This is a genomic window from Companilactobacillus halodurans, from assembly GCF_009600995.1.
Classification (GTDB): Bacteria; Bacillota; Bacilli; order Lactobacillales; family Lactobacillaceae; genus Companilactobacillus; species Companilactobacillus halodurans.
This window is the reverse complement of sequence record NZ_VDFO01000047.1, coordinates 1-19,736: the sequence shown is the minus strand read 5'-3', so window position 1 is coordinate 19,736 and position 19,736 is coordinate 1. Positions and strand designations below refer to the sequence as shown.

Genomic DNA, 19,736 nt, shown 5'->3' with positions numbered 1-19,736 from the left:
AAGCGTATCAATCTTCAAATTTTTTGGCTCCGAGCAAGCTCGTCAGCCAAATAAAAAACAGCTAGACCAATTATGATCTAACTGCTTATGTAAACTGCCATCAACTTAATTTGACGAACAGCCAAAATATGAAACTTCTAATAATTATTTTTATTTATTTAACATCAAAAACGGTGTATGGAGAACGGCGCTTGTGAGCTGTCTTTTTAAACCAGTTTTCGATGATTTCAGCACTTGCTTCTTTGATGTCTTTACCTTCAAGGTAATCATCAATATCCTTGTAAGAAACCCCTAAAGCCTTTTCGTCTGGGAGACTTGGACGGTCCTCTTCTAAATCAGCAGTAGGAATTTTCTCATACAAGTTCTTTGGTGCAGATAATTTTGCTAATAAAGCTTTACCTTGACGTTTATCTAAACGGAATAACGGCGTTACATCAGCAGCACCATCTCCAAATTTAGTATAAAAACCAGTAATATTTTCAGCTGCATGATCAGTACCCACTACAACTCCATTGTTATCGCCAGCAATTGCATATTGAGCAATCATTCGCGTTCTTGCTTTGATATTGCCTTTATTGAAATCAGAAATAGTCATTCCATTAGCTTCAACAGCTTTCACCATTGAATCAACACTATCTTTGATATTCACTCTCACGACTTTATCAGCTTGCATCCAATCAATAGCTTGCATTGCATCTGATTCATCGGCTTGTTCACCATATGGCAAACGTACAGCGATAAATTGATAGTCGTCATTGCCTGTTTCTTTTCGCAATTCAGTCATGGCCATTTCTGACAACTTACCTGCTAATGTGGAATCTTGTCCGCCAGAAATTCCAAGAACTAAAGTCTTTAAAAAACTGTGTTGTTTCAAATAATCTTTAAGAAAATCAACGGAACGACGTATTTCAGTTTCAGGGTCAATTTCTGGTTTTACTTGTTCAAATTCAATAATTTCTTTTTGTAGTGGTCTCATTCTAGTCACCTAATCTAATATTGTTTACATCATTTCTGATCTTTTCAATGTACTTCATCTTGTGACTGTAAAGTTTTGAGGAAAGGTCAACTGGATAAACTTGAGGATTTAAGATACGTTTATACTCATCCCAAAGCGAATCCAAATTAGCATTGCAGTACTCTTTGATTTCTTTAACATTTGGCAAATCATAAACTAATTTACCATCGACAAAGATGTCGTGAAGCAATGGTTTTGCTTGGAAGTCTTCAACAGTCTTATTAATATACGTATATTGTGGATGGAACATGTAAAGCGAACTGTGTTCTCTAGGATCTTCATTCCAGAAGGTTACGTAATCCCCTTCTGATTTGTCGTTTTTTTCATTGTTAGTAATGCGCCAAACTTGTTTCTTGCCTGGCGTGGAGATTTTAGCAGCATTGCTGGATAGTTTCAAAGTATCCATCATATTGCCCTTATTGTCTTCAATGCTTACCAACTTATAAACCGCACCTAAAGCAGGTTGGTCAAAGGCTGTGATAACTTTAGTACCGATACCCCAAACGTCAATCTTGGCATCTTGCATCTTCAAATTAAGAACAGTCTTTTCATCCAAGTCATTAGAAGCATAGATTTTAGCATTAGGGAAACCAGCCTCATCCAATTGCTTTCTAACACGCTTAGAAATATAGGCCATATCTCCAGAATCGATTCTGACACCGAGGAAATTGATTTTGTCGCCCATTTCACGAGCAACTTTAATTGCACTAGGAACGCCACTTTTCAAAGTATCGTAGGTATCAACTAAGAATACGCAATTCTTGTGCGTTGTAGCGTAGGCTTTGAAGGCATTATATTCGTTTCTATATGTTTGAACCAAGGCATGAGCATGAGTACCTGAAATAGGAATGCCGAACAATTTACCTGCAAGTACATTGCTTGTAGCATCAAAACCACCAATATAAGCAGCTCTAGTTCCCCAAATAGCTGCATCGACTTCTTGTGCTCTACGTGATCCGAATTCCATTACTGGGTCGTCGCCACAAACATTTTTAACACGAGCAGCTTTAGTAGCAATCAATGTTTGGAAATTGACCATGTTTAATACAGCTGTTTCAATCAATTGGCATTGAGCTAATGGTCCTTCAACTTGCAAAATAGGTTCTTCGTTGAAGACCAAGTCGCCTTCTAGCGATGAACGAACGGTACAGCTAAATTGCATATCTTTGAGCCAACGCAAGAATTCTTCGTCAAATTCACCATACTCGCGCAAATAATCGATGTCAGAGTCGGAAAATTTGAGGTTCTTCAAATAATCGACTACGTGTTCAAGTCCTGCAAAAACAGCGAAACCATTGTCAAAAGGCAATTTTCTGAAGTAAACTTCAAAAACAGCCCGACGGTTGTGTAATCCTTTCTTCCAATACGTATACATCATATTTAATTCATAATAATCAGTATGTAAAGTTAAATCCTCATCTTGAAATTGAGTCATCATATCTCCCTTAATTAATTGACATTTTATTTCAGGTCTATTTTACCTTAATTGTTATTCAATGTCGCAGTATAGCCTTCATTTACTTTTCGAGCAAGTTGTTCAATTGAATAATTGTCACGGACTTCTTGGTACAAAGCTAGGCCTTTTTGATCCAAACTGCCATCTTTCCAATATTCATGAGCATCATTTAAAGCAGCAATAAGTTCTTGCTCATTATCTGATTCTACTAACCAACCAGTATCGTCATTGATTACTTTATCAGTTGCACCAACATTTGTCGCAATAACAGGTTTGCCATAAGCAGCTGATTCTAAGTAAACTGTAGGCAAACTTTCTGATTTAGAGGTCAAGACTGATACATCGCTTTCCTGGTAATAATCGCCAGTATTTTCTCTAAAGCCAACGAATTCTACCTTATCCTTGATGCCTAAATCTTTGACTAAATTACGTAAATCGTCCATCAAGGGACCATCGCCAACTAAAGTTAAACGATAATTGAATCTAACTTTGCTCAAAGCTTCTAAAAGCAAACGGTGATTCTTGACTTCAACTAAACGAGCCACTACTAAGAGGCTAAAAGTTGGTTGTCGATTGAATTGAGGGTTGATTCCAGAAAAATCAATTGCATTGAAAACTTCAAAAGTTTTTGTGGAGTCAATCTTCAAAGATTCAAAATACTCTTTTAAGTCAGGATTCATGTAAAAGAGCGAATCGGCTCGTTTTAAGGCATGAAGATTCAATTTGAGCATAACTTTCCCTTTGATACCTGAAAAGTCTATACGAGGGTCAGAATGGACGGTAATCACCCATTTTGCATTGATATTTTTACGAATCAAAGAAACAATATAGTTGGCACGAGGTCCATGCGTATGAACTATATCAAAATTATTATTATTAATATATTTAGTCAATGGTTTAAGAATCGATAAATCAAACCGTTGCTTTTGTTCCATAACTGCAACTCTTAATCCGTTTTCTCGCGCCATTTTAGAAACTGGACCTTCCTGAAAAGTCAAAAGCGTACTTTCTTCGCCAATAATTTTTTGGCCTTTCATTAGGTTCACGATATATGTCCGTGCTCCGCCGTCTTCGTTTCCGGCATTGATATGTAAAACCCTCATTTCGACACCTCTCAAATTAATCTTTCTCGTGTATAATAATACATTAAAGGAGAACGCCATGCACAAAAATAGAATAAATATTTTAGGCACAGAGTTTGATAACTTTACTGAAAAACAATTCCACTTATATTTGGACAATGATTTAGATTTTAAAGCTAACAAGTTCATCGTAACACCCAATCCAGAAATTGTTCTCTCTGCCCGAAAAGATGCCAATTTTTCGAAAATTATCAATAATGCAGATTACGTAATTCCTGATGGAATCGGAATTATTAAAGGAGCTAAAATCTTAGGCACTCCGATGCATGAACGAATCACTGGTTTTGATACATTAAAATACTTGATTGAAGCAGCCAATCGCAAATTACTAAAGGTCTACATCTTAGGATCAAAACCCGAAGTAATTGAAGCAACGGCTAACAAAATTAAAAAAGATTATCCACAAATCGACTTAGTTGGCTATCACGATGGCTATTTTAAAGACGAAGGCGAAATAGCACAAGAAATCATAACTAAAAAGCCTAATCTCGTCTTAGTCGCTCTTGGTTCACCTAAACAAGAAATCTTTATCAACAAATACAAAGATCAACTAAATGCCGTTTGGATTGGCGTTGGTGGAAGTTTCGATGTCTTCTCAGGAACTAAGAAACGTGCCCCAAAAATTATGCAAAAGCTCAATTTGGAATGGTTCTATCGTCTAGTCAAAGAACCCACTAGATTTGGAAGAATGCTCGCAATCCCTAAGTATCTCAACATGATCAATAAAGAAAAAAAAGCTCGTCAAAAAAATAAATAATTATAAAAAAATAGGCCTAGCAAAAACGTTTTTGCTAGGTCTATTTTATTTTAATCTTCAACATTAATCGTATACGGATCATCATTTGTTCTTAAAAAGATACGTGCATTCAACATTGCATAACCTAAAATGGCTACAAAATAAATGCTGACAGATGGTGCTTCAATAACGTGTCCCGTCATCAAAGCCATCCCAAATCCAATAGCAACGCTGGAAACCAGCATCGACCACTTAACCGACCACATGTACTTGAATTTTCTGAGGAATGCTCCAATCAAATAAATCAAACAGTAAGCCAATGGAGCTAAGTAAACGATGGTTCCAATAACACCGAATTGGAAGAAGATATCGATATAATCCATTTCGACCAATTTAGCATCTTTGTCGCTCTTGTAATTCGTAGCATAACCCATTCCAAAAGTCTTTTGAGCAAGACTTGCTTTAGAGAAGTTATGAGCTGAATTTTCAAAGTAAACTGTCCGACCACTAAGTAAATAAGAAACTGTCTTATTAGTTTCAACATATTTCTTTTGGTCTTTAGTAATACCTTTTTTAGTCTTAGCTTGTTTCTTTTTGTACTTAATCATATCGGTATGCAATTCAGCTGTTCTTGAAACGGCCATTGCTGGATAAGCTGCTAAGATTCCACCGAAAGTAATGACTAGCAGTGCAATGATACCAACTGTATATTTTCGTTTACCCTTGATTTGGAACAGACGAATAACAGCGGCTAAAATCGACATGCATGTTCCGAAGAGAATTGCTAACAGTGAACCCTTGGTTCCAATCAATAAAGCAGAATAAATCGCCAAAATAATTGAAATCCAGTAGTAAATCCTCGACCACTTGTCAATTTTTTTCAGAGCATACCAAACCATAATTGGGAACGAAATTGAAACAATCGCACTCAATTCGTTAGCAGCGAAGAACCAGCCGCTTTCTCCCAATTTATAATATGAATAAGAGCTGAAACTAGTGTTTGTAAAGTGCGACACAATCATGATGACACTGATAATATTGATAGCAATGAAGATTACTTTAGGGAAGAAACGATTAATGATTCGATCTTCAGCTAATTCTTCAAAAGCATAAAAATATGACAACAACATAATTGGGTAATACAAACTCTTAGCTAAACTTGTAATTTCCAAAGTTGGAATAAATGTTCTTTTGGTATTGTAATTGATAACTAAACTAATTACCGAGACTACTCCTAACAAGACGAAATAGCCAATGACTCGAAACCCGTGCTTATTATCCCGATTCAGAATCAGGAAAATAAGTATGTAAAACACACTAACTGCCATCACAGCCATACGAATTAAAACCCCGAATGTAACATCGATATGGGCTTGAGCCATCAATCCGGTAATTGCATCTAATACTGGTTGAAAAATTATATATAGCATCAAGAAAATGCTGTATTTTTTTATAAAGCTTTGCATATGTGGTGACTCCCAGTTAAAAATTTTAAAACTATAACAAGTAATATATTATCCTAAAAACAAATTTAAAGAAACGAATTATCTCTCTAAATAAAATTCAAATCGATCACCTGCATATTGTGAACGTACGTACTCAAATGGACGATCATCATCCAAAGTAGTAATTTGACGCACACGCAATACAGCTGAGCCGCGTTTAACGTTTAAATAATTGGCAATCTTTTCAGATGCCAAGATAGCTGAAACAGTTTGAGCAGCGTTACCTAATTTTAACCCTGCTTTATCTTCCAAAGCTTTATAAAGCGAAGACGTAATGTCTTTTTTATTGAGGCTATTAACGATATCAATCGGAATCGTTGCTACTTCAAAACAAATTGGTTGTTTGTCAGCGTAACGAATTCTCTCCATTCGTAAAACTTGGTCGCCATCTTTTAATTTTAACTTTTCTAATTCACTAATAGAAGGATCAGCAACGTGGTACGAAACCGTCTTACTCGAAGGATGTTTACCCTGACTTTCAGTGATTTCAGTAAAACTAGTGGTTCCAGACATCTTTTCTTGCACTTTGCTGCTGGCAACATAAGTTCCAGATCCAACTTGACGTTGTAAAATTCCTTCATCAACTAAAGTTTGAATCGCTTGACGAAGAGTCATTCGACTAACATCAAAATCTTGAGATAGCTGTCTTTCAGATGGAATACGTTCCCCCACAGCCCATTTGCCAGATTCGATTTCTTTTCTAATCTCATTATGAATTTGTATATATACTGGTACCTTCATTTATTTGGCACTCCTTTATGAGCATTACTTCCATTAATTATACAGTATTTCTGTCAAAAATTAAGAAGTGGCCTTAAAATCGCAAGACATTACTTAAAATGAAATCTTAACCACAAACATATTATCTTTAAAAACACCCTTATTAAGTTGAAATAATTGATTTTTGATTACAAAAAGTCAAATTTGTAGTCACAAAATTATTATAAATGATTTTTTGTTTTAATTGGTTGGTTATTAATAATTTTAATAATCTTTTTAACAACAAAAAAGCCGCCTAACAAGAATACCTCACTTGTTGACGACTAACGAATCATTTAATTGGGTTAGCTGGATTCGAACCAGCGCATGATGGAGTCAAAGTCCATTGCCTTACCGCTTGGCTATAACCCAATGAATGGAGGGGAGTGGATTCGAACCACCGAACCCGAAGGAGCGGATTTACAGTCCGCCGCGTTTAGCCAGACTTCGCTACCCCTCCATGTGTTTAACACATGTCTTTATCCGACTAAATAATAATACCGAAAATTCGATGTCATTTCAAGTAATTTCTATAAAAAAATGAATCCTTCCGGATCCATTTATATTTTTATTTAACTATATTTACATTGGCAGCTTTGACAAATTCATTCGTAGCTACTCGATAGTAATCTTCGCCATCAAGTTCAGTCAATTTATCAACCTTCCATTTACTCAAGCCAGCTAAAGCACGATTAGTTACTGCTTTACCATGAGAATTCTTGAGTGATTCATATTCAACATCCTTAGTCTTGACAACTTTATCAACAGACTTGTAAACATAAGCATCACTTGCTTTAATCCATTTGTTAGTTGCTACTCGATAATACTTTTCATTATTGATAGTAGCTTCTTGGTCTGAATACCAGTCAGTATTTGGTGCTAGTTCCACTGTCTCATTTAAATTACCGTTCTTATCGTAAACTTTGACTGCCTTACGATCTGGATATGTTGAAACGGTTTGTTCTTTATCTACATAATTTGAATCTGAGTTAGATGATGAATTACCGTTGTCATCTTCATCGCCGGTTGTTGTTGAATTACCGTCATCATCGTCTTCATCGCCGGTTGTCGTTGAATTGTCGTCATCATCTTCATCGCCAGTTGTTGAGCTATCATCTGAATCTTTTGTGTAATAAAAAACATAAGAGAATGGAATATTAGCTGAAAGAGAAGATGTACTTACTTTAGCATTGACAATGTGGTCATACGTAGGTGTAAGGCTTAAATAATATTGAGTACCACTTTCATTAATATTTGTGGTATTGTAAAAACTTCCTGTTGATGTTTGATTGTTATATTTTGCCGTTAATTCGATATATGACACGTCCGGCGTATATCCGGATACTTCTGGAGCTTCTATTTTAATAGTATCTCCCACATACTTAGGTAAATCTTCCTCAGGAATCGTTAATTCCCAACAATAGGCATCACCATCCAAAACGACCTTTTGATAATCGGTAGAATCACTCAATAAAACATCTTCAAAGTTTTCACCTTTTTCTCCAAAAGAAGTTGGGTCTATATTTACTAAAAGTGTATTAACCCCATCAAAGGTTTGATCTCCATAATTAGTAGCATCACTAGTAACTTTAAGTCTCCATGTTCCTTCTCCGTTAGGATACGATTCTCCCGTTGTATCAGAAGAATCAGTATTGACCCATTTTACTTTTGAAGAGGAATATGTGAAACCGGCATTTTCTAAATTCAAATTGCCTAATACGATTTTATCAATATTATAGGTACCACTGAATATATTTTTAACAGTTAAATCGGAACCTGTAAAACCACTTAAATCAACACTTTCCAAATAAGTATCATATTGAAACATTTCCGTCATATCAACAGTCTGATCAGTTTTAAAACTACTTAGGTCAAGATTCGTAATGGTAGTATTTCTTTGAAACATATCTGTAAAATCAGTTACGTCGCTTACATCTAGATTGTCTAATCCTTCATATTCCGTAACGGAAGGCAAATTTCTAAACAAACCAGCTGAATTGGCAGGTAATTTTAATTTTCCATCAGTGCCAGTCCCAGTAATAACTACCTTAGTTACATTTTTTAAACTAGAATACTGTTCAAACCAAGGAACTTTAATGACTTGCCCTTCGTCATAACTCACAGTTTCCGTTTCATCAATACTAGAACCACTCAAATACAAAACATTGTCTTTGATTGACCAAGTTGCATTGTCACCAAAACTTTGTTCATCAACATCAGATGGTGCTGTAGTCGTCGTTGATGTTGAGGTACTTGAAGAGCTAGTATCGTCACTTGCAGCATTAACATTAGTACCTTGCATAAATCCAAGGAATAATCCCAAAATAGCAATTGTTCCAAAAATCATTTTTTTGATACAATTTTTCATAAAAAATTAACGCCTCCTTACTTCACTGATTATTGTACAATGGAAACGCTTTTTATAAAATTAAATTTATTTTACATTATTTTGATAATAAGGCAGTTTTATTCATGCTATAAAACTTTCTCATATAATTTATGATTATAAAATTATAATTTATTGGAATAAAAAGTTCTTATTAGATACTGAATCATTTGATTATTTCTTGATTTTTTATCAAATTTCAACATTATTTTAATTCAGTAAATGAATACCAGTTGAATTGAAATTTATCTAATACAACAAAAAAGCCATGACCACAAAGTCATGACTTTTTTGATATTTAAATGTTAGTTAACACCTTGCATCAACTTCTTGATTCTTGGAACAAACATGATCAAGAGAACTGCGGCAATAAGTGTCACGATACCAGTGACACCAAAGAACATCATTTCGTTTTGAGGATCTCCTGGCTTGAATAACTTAACTAATTGAGCATTAGCGGCTTGTCCGGCTGAATCGGCTAAGAACCACATACTCATCATTTGAGATGAGAAGGCCTTTGGTGCCAATTTAGTTGTAGCTGACAATCCAACTGGGGAAATCAACATTTCACCAATTTCAATAATACCCCAACTTAGTACTAACCAAAGTGGACTAACTTTTCCACCTGCGCCTAATCCCATCAAAGGAATAATCAAGACGAAGTATGAAAGAGCTGTGGCAACTAATCCCATCCAGAACTTAGATGGAGATGATGGTTGTCTCTTGCCCAACTTAATCCATAACCATGCAAAGAATGGTGTATAGATAATAATAAAGAATGGGTTAAGCATTTGGAACTGTGGTGCTGATAGTTGGAATCCAGCAAAGTTAAGCTGCGTTTGTTGAGCGGCAAACAAGGCCAAGATAACTGAACCTTGTTCTTCAATTGCCCAGAAAATTGCAGCGGCGATAAATAGCGGAATATAAGCAACAACACGAGATTTTTCAATCTTAGTAACTTTCTTGCTTGTTAGCATCATTACGAAGTAACCAACTGGCAAGGCGATACCTAAGATACTTAGAATCGTAATAAAGTTATCAACATTGAAGGCATTGGCAAAGAACATTACAGCAACAATAATAATTACTGCCACGATTCCCCAAGTCAAACGTTTGAAGAATTTAGCACGTTCTTCTCCGGTAATAGGGTCTGGTGCATGCATGCTTGATTCTGGCAAGTACTTGCGACCATCCCACCAGTAAACAATTAACCCAATGAACATACCAATAGCAGCCAATGAGAAACCAGCATGGAAATTAAAGTGATTCCACATAGTTGTTACAGCTTGTGGTGCAATCAGTGAACCTAAGTTGATACCCATAACGTAAATACTGAAACCAGAATCACGTCTTGGATCTCCTTCTGTATAAAGTCCACCAACCATTTCAGAAACATTTGGTTTCAATAAACCAGTACCAATAGTAATCAAGGCTATAGAAATATATAGACCTCCTTGACCAATTGGTAGTGACAAGACGATGTGACCAAACATGATCAAGACACCGCCCCAGAAGACAGTTCTTCTAGCTCCTAGAAGTCTATCACTGATATATCCACCCAGCACACTAGACATGTAAACTAATGAACCATAAATGGACATAACAGATGCGGCGGTAGTTTGGTTCATACCAAGTCCGCCCTTTTCTACAGCATAATACATGTAGAAAAGTAAAATAGCACGCATACCATAATAACTGAATCTTTCCCAAAATTCAGTTAAGAATAAGGTACGCAAGCCAATCGGCTGACCGAAAAATCCTCGGTCCTTTTTCTTATCCATTAAAAAATTCTCCTCACATTACACAACGATAGATTAATATTAAACTTACAAAGCGTCTATGTCAAAGTGTTTTTAATAAAAATCATCAAAATCCTTATATATCAACAATTAAAAATAAGAGTCTTTTAAGATACTCTCTTATTATTAATCGTTATGCTTAAAGGCCATGGTTGCCGAAACCGCTTCCTTCCAACCGTTATACAAATCTTTCCTAACTGTCTGTTCCATTTTTGGTTCGTAAGTTTTTCCGATTTGATAATTTTTTTTGATATCATCCAAATCTTTCCAAAAGCCAACTCCTAATCCAGCCATAAAAGCTACGCCTAAAGAAGTTGTTTCCAATTCTGAAGAACGTTGTAAAGAAATATTCAAGATGTCAGTTTGAAATTGCATCAGATAATCATTGGCAGAAGCTGCCCCATCAACCTTTAAGACCTCAATTGGCATCTTTGCGTCAGAAGCCATCGTTTCGATAATATCTTTTGTTTGATAAGCAATTGCTTGAAGCGTAGCTTTGACCAAATCTTTATCCGTCGTTCCTCGAGTGATGCCAAAAATGGTGCCTTGAGCCTGATTATCCCAATATGGTGCACCCAGACCAGCAAAGGCTGGTACCACATAAATTTCATTTTGATCAGTCGACTGCTTAGCAATTTTAGAAGTCGACGGCGTCGAACTGATCAAGCGCATATCATCTCGCAACCACTGTAAAGCAGCTCCAGCAACAAAGACGCTTCCTTCTAAGGCATACTTGACTTCGCCATTGATCCCATAGGCAATCGTCGTTAACAGATTGTTGTCTGATAAAGCAGGCTTATCACCGGTGTTCATAACGGCAAAAGCACCAGTTCCATAGGTATTCTTGACCATGCCCTTTTCAAAAGCCATCTGACCAAATAATGAGGCTTGTTGCGACCCAGTCATCCCTGAAATCGGAATCTCTGAACCGTAAAATTGATAATTCTTCGTAATACCAAAGATTTCAGAATTTGATTTAACTTCTGGCAACATCGCTTTAGGAATATTAAATAATTTTAATAAATCCTCATCCCATTTTAATGTATTGATATTAAAGAGCATTGTCCGACTTGCATTAGCGTAATCGGTCAAGAAGCTCTCGCCGTCAGTTAACTTCCATAAAAGCCAAGTATTGATGGTCCCAAATAACAAATCGCCCTTTTCAGCTTTTTCTTGGGCACCCTCAACATGATTCAAAATCCAACGAATCTTCGTAGCTGAAAAGTATGGACTGATAATCAAACCAGTTTTTTTATGAATCTCGTCTTTATAGCCATTTTTAATTAAATCATTAGCTAATCTTGAAGTCTGACGACTTTGCCAAACAATCGCATTATAAATTGGCAAACCAGTATTTTTATCCCAGACAACCGTAGTTTCACGTTGACTAGCAATTCCGATAGCTTTGATTTGCTTAGGTTTAATCCCTGAATCGATTAAAGCTGTAGCAATTGTCGTTTGAACGGCATTCCAGATTTCATTTGGCTCGTGTTCGACCCAGCCAGGATTAGGCAAGATTTGTCTAATTGGGTGTCGAGCTATGGCAACTTTTTTTCCATTGTGATCAAAAATAATTGCCCGCGCAGTCGTAGTCCCCTCGTCGATTGCTAAAATATATTCTTTATCCATCTCTATTATTTACTCCTAAACACTAAAAAAGGCGCATTCCGCCTTTATTTTGTTGCCTTATGCTTGAATTTTCTCGTTGCACTAACGGCTTCCTTCCAACCTTCGTACAAGTAATCAGCTCGCTTTTGTTCCATTTCTGGTTCAAAAGTTGCGCCGGTCGCATATTGCTGTTTGATATCATCTAGATTATCCCAATACCCTACTGCTAGTCCAGCTAAAAATGCTGCACCTAGAGCAGTTGTTTCCAAATCCTTTGCTCTTTGAACAGGGGTCTGAAGAATATCAGCTTGAAACTGCATCAAATAGCGATTATTGGCTGCACCACCGTCAACTTTCAATGTTGGAATATCGATACCAGTATCTTTTTTCATCGTTTCGATAACGTCACGAGATTGATAAGCTAATGATTGCAAAGTAGCTTTGATGAAGTCATTTCTTGAAGTTCCACGCGTCAATCCAAAGACAGCACCACGGGCATCGGCATCCCAATAAGGAGCGCCTAAACCGGTAAAGGCTGGAACGACATAAACTTCATCATCGTCATTTGAAGCTAAAGCAGCCTCTTCAGATTCTGGAGCCGTGTCCACCAAGTGCATTGCATCACGCAACCATTCAATTGCTGAACCAGCTACGAAAATACTACCTTCCAACGCATAATAAACTTTATCGTTGATACCATAACCAATCGTCGTCAACAAATTATTGTCTGACAATTGAGGTTCTTCACCAGTATTCATAACGATAAAAGCCCCGGTACCATAAGTATTTTTAACCATTCCGGGTTCAAAAGCCATTTGGCCGAACAAGGCAGCCTGCTGATCACCTATCATACCAGCGATAGGAACTTCGGAACCGTAGAAATGATAATCCTTAGTTTTCGCATAAGCTTCTGAGTTTGGACGCACCTGTGGCAGCATCTTCTTAGGAATATTCAAAATCTTTAGAATTTCATCATCCCATTTTAAAGTATGAATATTAAAGAGCATCGTCCGACTAGCATTTGAATAGTCAGTCACATGAGAAGCTCCCCCAGACAATTTCCAAAGCAACCAACTGTCAATGGTTCCAAAGAGCAAATCGCCATTTTCAGCACGTTCTTGAGCCCCGTCAACATGATCCAAAATCCAGCGAATTTTAGTAGCTGAAAAGTATGGATCAATCAATAAGCCTGTTTTTTCATGAATTAAATCTTCATAATTATCTTTTTTTAATTGATTAGCAATGTCAGAAGTTTGGCGACTTTGCCAAACAATCGCATTATAAATTGGCAAGCCAGTATTCTTATCCCAAATAACGGTCGTTTCACGTTGATTCGTAATACCGATACCTTTGATTTGTTTTGGTTTAATGCCAGACTCGATAAAAACATTTGCGATAGTCGACTGCACCGCATTCCAAATTTCGTTTGCATCGTGTTCGACCCAACCGGGTTCAGGAAAATGCTGAGTGAATTCACGTTGAGCATCGGCAATTTTATTTCCTTTTTGATCGAAAATTATCGCCCGAGTACTAGTTGTACCTTCATCAATGGACATAATATATTCATTTGACATCATTTCACCTCATTTTTATGTAAACGCTTCACATCAAAATATTATAACATCTAGCTAATTTTGCAAACAATTGCCTTCATTTTTAATATTTTGTTATAAAATTTATTCTTTAGATTTATTTTTCCAATATTTTGATTTTTCTAATAAACTAAAACTAATAAACAGAATAACCGATATTCCGGAAACTATCCAGCCTAGCTTCAATCCGGGCACTTGATAATTCAAAACCACCTGATGCTTACCAGGTTTTAAATTAATTGCCATTAAATTCTCAACGACTTTGTGGATTTTGACTTTTTTACCATCAACACTCGCCTGCCACCCGTCGTCATAAGGAATGCTGAACAACATTGGAGATTTGTTCTTAACAGAAATCGTCCCTCTAACAGTATCATGATTGAGGTCGGAACTAATCTGCAAGGAATTCTGCCGAAATTTTTGCAAAGTCTTTAGAAAACTAGTTTGATCTAAGGACTGGAAATAATCAGGATCAACATCGAGCGCTTTGTCAGTCAATATCTTCACTTGAATTTTTTGCTTGTTCTTGAAATGACCCAATCGAATCGAAGCTGCACTGTAAACATTTTTATCTGCCGTTTTAATCCGCTTGCCATTGACGTAAATTCTTGCTTTGACGTAATTCATCGGTGAAACGTAAAAATAAAGCGGCCCACTAGCTCGAGTGCTCAATTGGTAAGTGTAAAGCGTCTTATTGTTAAATTCGGTTTGTTGCATACTGTTGATTATGACATTTTTTAAGTATTCCTGACTATTGCCATTAAGAGCTTGCCACAGGCGGTCTTGATTGGAGAGCGCTCTTTTTTGATACATCTTGAAATTATAAACATCGGGGTCAACTAAGAAGCCCATTGATGGAGCATTATAGTTTTCTTCAACATGATAATGATTATCCCATTGTCGAACTCGATAATAGACACCTAACAAGGCATTAGTTAAATTAGTGCCGCCATAATAACTGATTCTTCTAACGTTCAAACTAAAATATCCTAAATTATGCATCATTTCGAGCGTATTTTGATCCAAAGTCGAACTATACAAACTTAGTCCATTGATATTGAATAATATCGGATCATTATAATTATTATACTTCTCAGGAAAAGCTTTATTGAGTCCAGATTTTGAAACGATGATGCGCTGCCCTTTATGGCTTTGATTTTTGACATCCTTTAAAATATTGTTTTCCTTAGCAAATTCGCTGCGGTAAACCAATTGATTGCCTAATCCAGCTGTCCCCATGACTGCATTGAAATTAGCAATCACTTCAAAGGCCACCATAATCAGCATTAAACTTAAAAATTTCTGATTACGATTCAATAAAAGCAATAATGTCCCTGAAATCACGATACAGGCGATACTGAGCCAAAAATAACGTCCATCATAAGGATTATCGGGACGGTCGAATCCTAATTTTTCAATGATTCTTGGCAAAAGCCATTCTGTCGAATAACCCAAACAAATCAGGATGCCAGCGACGCAAGTACTCTTGATGATGGTGTCGCTTTCCTGAAAGACTCCTTTGTCAAAAGCTTTATAAGCGATAAAAATACAGACGAAAGAAAAAATGAAACTATTGCGAAATGGAAATCCTGCGGGATTTTGAAACATGTGCCATACAGTATTAAACGTGGTTACAAACATGCTGACTAAAAGAACGCCTAAAAGAATCAGCGAGTGAGCTTTATCTTGATTAGAAATTTTAGAACTGAAGAAATAGCTCAATAATAAAATCAAAATCAAAGTCGTCATAAAGACTGAAGGACCATGTTCCAAGCGCTGTTGAAAAGTATTGCCACCAATACCAAGTTCAGTTAAAGCCTCTAGTCCAAAACGAGCTGAAGGCAAATAATTGAACAAATTAAAGGAAGTTTTGGCAGTCTTCAACATCCCAACTAGAGTTGGAATTAAAACAACAGCTGAACTTAGCCCTGCCAAAATAGAGGTCATTAAATAATTACGAATAATGTGCCATTTGATTTTTCTTTGAAACAGTTTTTCCTCTAGAGCAATATATACGAAGAAACAAACTGAAAAAATACACAGCATGTATCCCAAATAATAGTTAAAAATAATTGCTAATAAAATCGAACAATAGTACAAAATATATTTCTGTTGCTTGATAACAAGCATCACGCCAACCGCAACCAGTGGCAACATGATAAGAGCATCCAACCACATCAAATCATAAAAGTAAGAGGCTACGAATCCGCAAAAACTATACGCAATCGTGAATAAATAATTAGCCATCCCTCTCTTTTTAAAATATGACGTTAAAAAGTAGGCCATGGAAACGCCCATGGTGGAAATTTTTAGCATGATGATAATATTGGCTGCAGCGGGAATCCCTTTGGGACTAAACAGTACCAACAATAAATTGAAGGGTGATAGCAAATAGTAACTGATAACTGGAAAAAAATTGTCCCCTAAAGACTGGCTGAATAAGTACAGATGCACATTGCCAGAAACTAGTTGTCTTCTCAATTCGGTCAAAAAGGCCAAATATTGAGTTCCTAAGTCGCTACTCAAAAAATTGTTGCTCCCAAAAGGAACTAACTGCGAAGCAGCAAAAATTATCGAAATTATAATGAGATTTATGAAAAAAGCTCCGAAATAATAAGGCAAACGACGTTTTATCATATTTTTATCTCCTAACTACTCAAATAATATGAGATATATTCTTTAAATGCAAAGAAAGACAAAAAAAGAGTCTGCTCACGCAGACTCTCAAGATCGTTTTTATATATATTTTATTTAAAAAAATTAGTTATCGGAATCGAATTTTTTGAATGGTTTTGATTCGTTTGTTTTGTATTTTTGAAAATTTGGAGATTTTAGTACAAGAATCTCTTCTCATTGCGGCTTCTAATCATTTTAGTGCAAATAGTCGCTAAAACTGAAACACCTGTGAGAACGAGAATAGGATGTTTTTTCATAAAATTCACCTCGTTTTTATTGATAGTCAAATTTGACTATGAATACATCATAACTGGTATATGTGAATTTTAAATATCTTAAATAAGAATAATCTGTGAATTAGCTCGTACGTTTGTCTTTATACTTGTCCATATTAGTAGAAAATTCCTGCAATAATAAAGGATTCATTGTTGAATCATCGCGTTTCAATTTTTCAATCAGCCATAATCCCAATTCATAATAACTATTTCGGTCTAATTCAAATTTTTGTTCATAGACTAAGTGGATTGCTGCTTCATATTTTTTATGCAAGAGCAAATCATCTAATTTCGTGTAAAGCAAACCTTTTTGATTTTGTTGCTGCTGATAAACAATTTCAGTTTTCTCATGACCCTTTTTCCCAGCTAAATAACCAAATCCCTCGGCAATCGATTTAATTTGTCGCAAAAGAAAATCATCATCTTCCATTGTCTAATCCTCACCATTTTATTTAACTCAAGAATATCATCACTAGCCTTTTTTAGATACTTATATTAAGAATAAAAAAACTGCTGATTTACTTAAAAATCAGCAGTTTCCTTTGTATCTATATCAGGGAGTTCTTATTTTATTCTGAAACTTTTGAATTAGCCTTTTCAACGGCAGCTCCAGCTAAAGCACTGACATAGTTAACTGGCTTGTCAAAGTTTGGTTGGAAGAAGAAGTCGACCATCGACAACTCATCGATCGTAACTTTCTTTTGAATGGCTAATGACAACAAGTTAGCAGATTGTGAAACATCATATTTACTTGTCAACGCACCGCCCAAGACAACTCTTGTTTCTGGATCCCAAACGAGATTCATCAAGACAGGAGTTGTGGACAACATGAATTCAGGACGATAGTTATCTTCCAATGACACTTCTTCAACTTTCTTACCCAAAACATCGGCATGAGTCTTAGTCAAACCACTGGCAGCATATGTTCTGCCAAATAATTCAACAGCTGAACTTGCTTGTGTACCGATATAAGCAGTCGTATCTTTTTCAATATTTCTACCAACTAAGATACCTTGACGAACTGAGTTAGTTGCTAAAGGAATGTATTGGTCGTCATTTGTTGGATTGTAGTGAACTGATGCAGCGTCTCCGGCTGAGAAGACATCTTTTTTACTTGTGTGCATATACTTATCGACAATTAAAGCACCATTTGGCAATGTCTTAAATTGGTCGGCAAACATCTTTGTATTAGGACGGAAGCCAACGCACATAACAGCAATATCAGCTTCATAACTGTTCTTGTCAGTCTTGACGATAATGCTGTGGTCTGTTTCTTCAAATGAAACAACCTTTTCACCTAGACCCAATTTAACACCATGGTCTTTGTAATCTTGTTCAGCAACAGCTGACATATTAGGATCGAAGTTCTTATCCAAAACATGTGGCAAAGCATCGATCAAAGTTGTTTCCTTACCAAGTGTAGAATAACCTTCAGCCAATTCAGCACCGATATAACCGGCACCGATTACGACAGCACTCTTGATGTCTTTCGAGTTTTCTTTTAGTTCAGTAGCGTTTGTCCAATTCTTGCAAAGCATAACACGGTCTGAATCAATACCGTCGATTGGAGGGACAACAGGAGCAGAACCAGTTGTAATAACCAATTTGTCATAGTCTTGTTCGAATGTTTCCCCACTAACAAGGTTCTTTACTGCTAGCTTTTTATTATCGAAGTCGATATCTGTGACATCATGTTGCATGTACATGTGAGCGCCAAGTTTTGTCAAAGCTTCTGGTGAAGCATAAAACATCTTGTTAGGATCAGAAACACGATCACTGACCCAAAGTGCGATACCACATGACAAGAAAGAAAGGTTATCGTTTCTTTCAAAGACAGAAACTTCCCAATCTGGGTGCTCCTGAAGAATATTCATTGCTGAAAATGTTCCTGCATGTGTACAACCTACAATACTTACCTTCATAATAACTACCATCCTTTTTTATTTTAATTATAGTTAATTCTTCCATATAATTAAAGCGTTTACAAAATAATTAGAAAAATATATCACAAATATTTATATTAGGAATAATAACCATAATTACCCCTCGTTATTCCACACAATCAGTGAATTTGCGTATTATCTTTCACCGAGAACGCAGAATTGAAGGTACTATCATAGTCTCATAAAACAACCAGTTTGTGATATTAAAAACAAATAATTATTTTTTCTAAATTTGAATTTATTTGTTTAAACACGTGTGCTATATTTATAACCGTGAAAGAGGTAAAAGATATGACATGCAATTCCTTCCTTTTAAACTCTTTAATCGGATTGCGGTACATCCTCATATCGTAATCTAATTTACTAGCAAAAATAAATTTGAATTGCCCCCCTCAATCAATTCTCATTTATAATGTGTCAACTCATTAATAATTTACTTTGAATGCTTTCATTAATTAATTAACAAATCCCTCTCTATTTGACAAAATATGGAAACCTCACAAGCATTCATACCCTTTACCTTCTAACACTACTGGTAATGCCGTTACACGTAAGTGTGACAAAAAACAAGCCCATCCCCCAGATGAGCTGTTTTTTTGTCTTTTTTGAAATTAATGCGAACAAAAATGAACATAAAGCACATTATCCGTCAAAATAACGTTTAATTTATCGACCATATTTTTATTATTATATAAAAAAGACGACCAAATCCTGAATTGAAGTGAACCCCATTAATTGGAGTTTATTTTAGGCAATCAGTTGGTCGGAAAGATTCCGGTATTCTACCGGTGTCTTTCCGGCCAATTTTGTCCTTATCCTTTTGTTGTTATAGTAATATACATAT

General features: G+C 36.0%; 14 protein-coding genes and 2 tRNA genes. 1 reads left to right on the top strand and 15 read right to left on the bottom strand.

Annotation, left to right across the window (positions count from 1 at the left end):
• Nucleotides 1–154: 154 nt before the first annotated feature.
• The 3 genes from nadE to FHL05_RS10985 are packed head-to-tail and all read right to left on the bottom strand — an operon-like array spanning nucleotide 155 to nucleotide 3,574.
• Nucleotides 155–976 carry an ammonia-dependent NAD(+) synthetase gene (nadE, locus tag FHL05_RS10995; RefSeq protein ID WP_153385290.1) on the bottom strand — a complete coding sequence of 274 codons (822 nt, stop codon included), beginning with the start codon at nucleotides 974–976 and terminating at the stop codon, nucleotides 155–157.
• A 1-nt stretch (nucleotide 977) separates the two neighbouring features.
• On the bottom strand, nucleotides 978–2,453 hold the full coding sequence (locus tag FHL05_RS10990) for a nicotinate phosphoribosyltransferase (protein ID WP_153385289.1): 1,476 nt from the start codon (nucleotides 2,451–2,453) through the stop codon (nucleotides 978–980).
• Nucleotides 2,454–2,497: 44 nt separating this feature from the next.
• Nucleotides 2,498–3,574 (bottom strand): glycosyltransferase, encoded by a 1,077-nt coding sequence (locus FHL05_RS10985; protein WP_153385288.1) that lies wholly within the window; start codon nucleotides 3,572–3,574, stop codon nucleotides 2,498–2,500.
• Nucleotides 3,575–3,632: 58 nt separating this feature from the next.
• On the opposite strand from FHL05_RS10985, the gene FHL05_RS10980 reads away from it, so the two are divergent.
• Nucleotides 3,633–4,370 carry a WecB/TagA/CpsF family glycosyltransferase gene (locus FHL05_RS10980; RefSeq protein WP_153522708.1) on the top strand — a complete coding sequence of 246 codons (738 nt, stop codon included), beginning with the start codon at nucleotides 3,633–3,635 and terminating at the stop codon, nucleotides 4,368–4,370.
• Nucleotides 4,371–4,420: 50 nt separating this feature from the next.
• Here the strand turns inward: FHL05_RS10980 and FHL05_RS10975 are convergent, their stop codons facing one another.
• From FHL05_RS10975 to FHL05_RS12875, 12 genes are all read right to left on the bottom strand, one after another.
• Entirely contained in the window at nucleotides 4,421–5,815 is a 1,395-nt protein-coding gene (locus FHL05_RS10975; protein WP_153385286.1) for an O-antigen ligase family protein, read from the bottom strand.
• A gap of 78 nt (nucleotides 5,816–5,893) precedes the next feature.
• The gene (locus FHL05_RS10970; RefSeq protein WP_153385285.1) at nucleotides 5,894–6,595 is read right to left on the bottom strand and encodes a GntR family transcriptional regulator; all 702 of its coding nucleotides are present in this window, start codon (nucleotides 6,593–6,595) and stop codon (nucleotides 5,894–5,896) included.
• Between the two features lie 318 nt (nucleotides 6,596–6,913).
• Nucleotides 6,914–6,985 (bottom strand) — tRNA-Gln (locus tag FHL05_RS10965).
• A gap of 5 nt (nucleotides 6,986–6,990) precedes the next feature.
• Nucleotides 6,991–7,073, bottom strand: a tRNA-Tyr gene (locus FHL05_RS10960).
• A 108-nt stretch (nucleotides 7,074–7,181) separates the two neighbouring features.
• Entirely contained in the window at nucleotides 7,182–8,981 is a 1,800-nt protein-coding gene (locus tag FHL05_RS10955) for an SLAP domain-containing protein (protein ID WP_153522706.1), read from the bottom strand.
• 323 nt (nucleotides 8,982–9,304) lie between these two features.
• Complete coding sequence (locus tag FHL05_RS10950; protein ID WP_153385283.1) at nucleotides 9,305–10,780, bottom strand: peptide MFS transporter; 1,476 nt, start codon at nucleotides 10,778–10,780, stop codon at nucleotides 9,305–9,307.
• Between the two features lie 144 nt (nucleotides 10,781–10,924).
• Complete coding sequence (glpK, locus tag FHL05_RS10945) at nucleotides 10,925–12,427, bottom strand: glycerol kinase GlpK (RefSeq protein ID WP_153385282.1); 1,503 nt, start codon at nucleotides 12,425–12,427, stop codon at nucleotides 10,925–10,927.
• A 44-nt stretch (nucleotides 12,428–12,471) separates the two neighbouring features.
• Entirely contained in the window at nucleotides 12,472–13,980 is a 1,509-nt protein-coding gene (gene glpK, locus FHL05_RS10940; RefSeq protein ID WP_153522703.1) for a glycerol kinase GlpK, read from the bottom strand.
• Nucleotides 13,981–14,082: 102 nt separating this feature from the next.
• Nucleotides 14,083–16,635, bottom strand: a complete 2,553-nt coding sequence (locus tag FHL05_RS10935; RefSeq protein ID WP_153522701.1) for a YfhO family protein — start codon at nucleotides 16,633–16,635, stop codon at nucleotides 14,083–14,085.
• Nucleotides 16,636–17,031: 396 nt separating this feature from the next.
• Complete coding sequence (locus tag FHL05_RS10930; protein WP_153385279.1) at nucleotides 17,032–17,379, bottom strand: DUF6483 family protein; 348 nt, start codon at nucleotides 17,377–17,379, stop codon at nucleotides 17,032–17,034.
• Nucleotides 17,380–17,518: 139 nt separating this feature from the next.
• Entirely contained in the window at nucleotides 17,519–18,871 is a 1,353-nt protein-coding gene (locus tag FHL05_RS10925; RefSeq protein WP_153522699.1) for an FAD-dependent oxidoreductase, read from the bottom strand.
• 768 nt (nucleotides 18,872–19,639) lie between these two features.
• On the bottom strand, nucleotides 19,640–19,736 hold a 97-nt coding region (locus FHL05_RS12875; protein WP_153384755.1), incomplete at its 5' end, for an IS3 family transposase.

Coding starts and splice junctions, on each gene's coding strand:
- nadE (WP_153385290.1), bottom strand. CDS start 976: ATGAGACCACTACAAAAAGAAATTATTGAATTTGAACAAGTAAAACCA.
- FHL05_RS10990 (WP_153385289.1), bottom strand. CDS start 2,453: ATGATGACTCAATTTCAAGATGAGGATTTAACTTTACATACTGATTAT.
- FHL05_RS10985 (WP_153385288.1), bottom strand. CDS start 3,574: ATGAGGGTTTTACATATCAATGCCGGAAACGAAGACGGCGGAGCACGG.
- FHL05_RS10980 (WP_153522708.1), top strand. CDS start 3,633: ATGCACAAAAATAGAATAAATATTTTAGGCACAGAGTTTGATAACTTT.
- FHL05_RS10975 (WP_153385286.1), bottom strand. CDS start 5,815: ATGCAAAGCTTTATAAAAAAATACAGCATTTTCTTGATGCTATATATA.
- FHL05_RS10970 (WP_153385285.1), bottom strand. CDS start 6,595: ATGAAGGTACCAGTATATATACAAATTCATAATGAGATTAGAAAAGAA.
- FHL05_RS10955 (WP_153522706.1), bottom strand. CDS start 8,981: ATGAAAAATTGTATCAAAAAAATGATTTTTGGAACAATTGCTATTTTG.
- FHL05_RS10950 (WP_153385283.1), bottom strand. CDS start 10,780: ATGGATAAGAAAAAGGACCGAGGATTTTTCGGTCAGCCGATTGGCTTG.
- glpK (WP_153385282.1), bottom strand. CDS start 12,427: ATGGATAAAGAATATATTTTAGCAATCGACGAGGGGACTACGACTGCG.
- glpK (WP_153522703.1), bottom strand. CDS start 13,980: ATGTCAAATGAATATATTATGTCCATTGATGAAGGTACAACTAGTACT.
- FHL05_RS10935 (WP_153522701.1), bottom strand. CDS start 16,635: ATGATAAAACGTCGTTTGCCTTATTATTTCGGAGCTTTTTTCATAAAT.
- FHL05_RS10930 (WP_153385279.1), bottom strand. CDS start 17,379: ATGGAAGATGATGATTTTCTTTTGCGACAAATTAAATCGATTGCCGAG.
- FHL05_RS10925 (WP_153522699.1), bottom strand. CDS start 18,871: ATGAAGGTAAGTATTGTAGGTTGTACACATGCAGGAACATTTTCAGCA.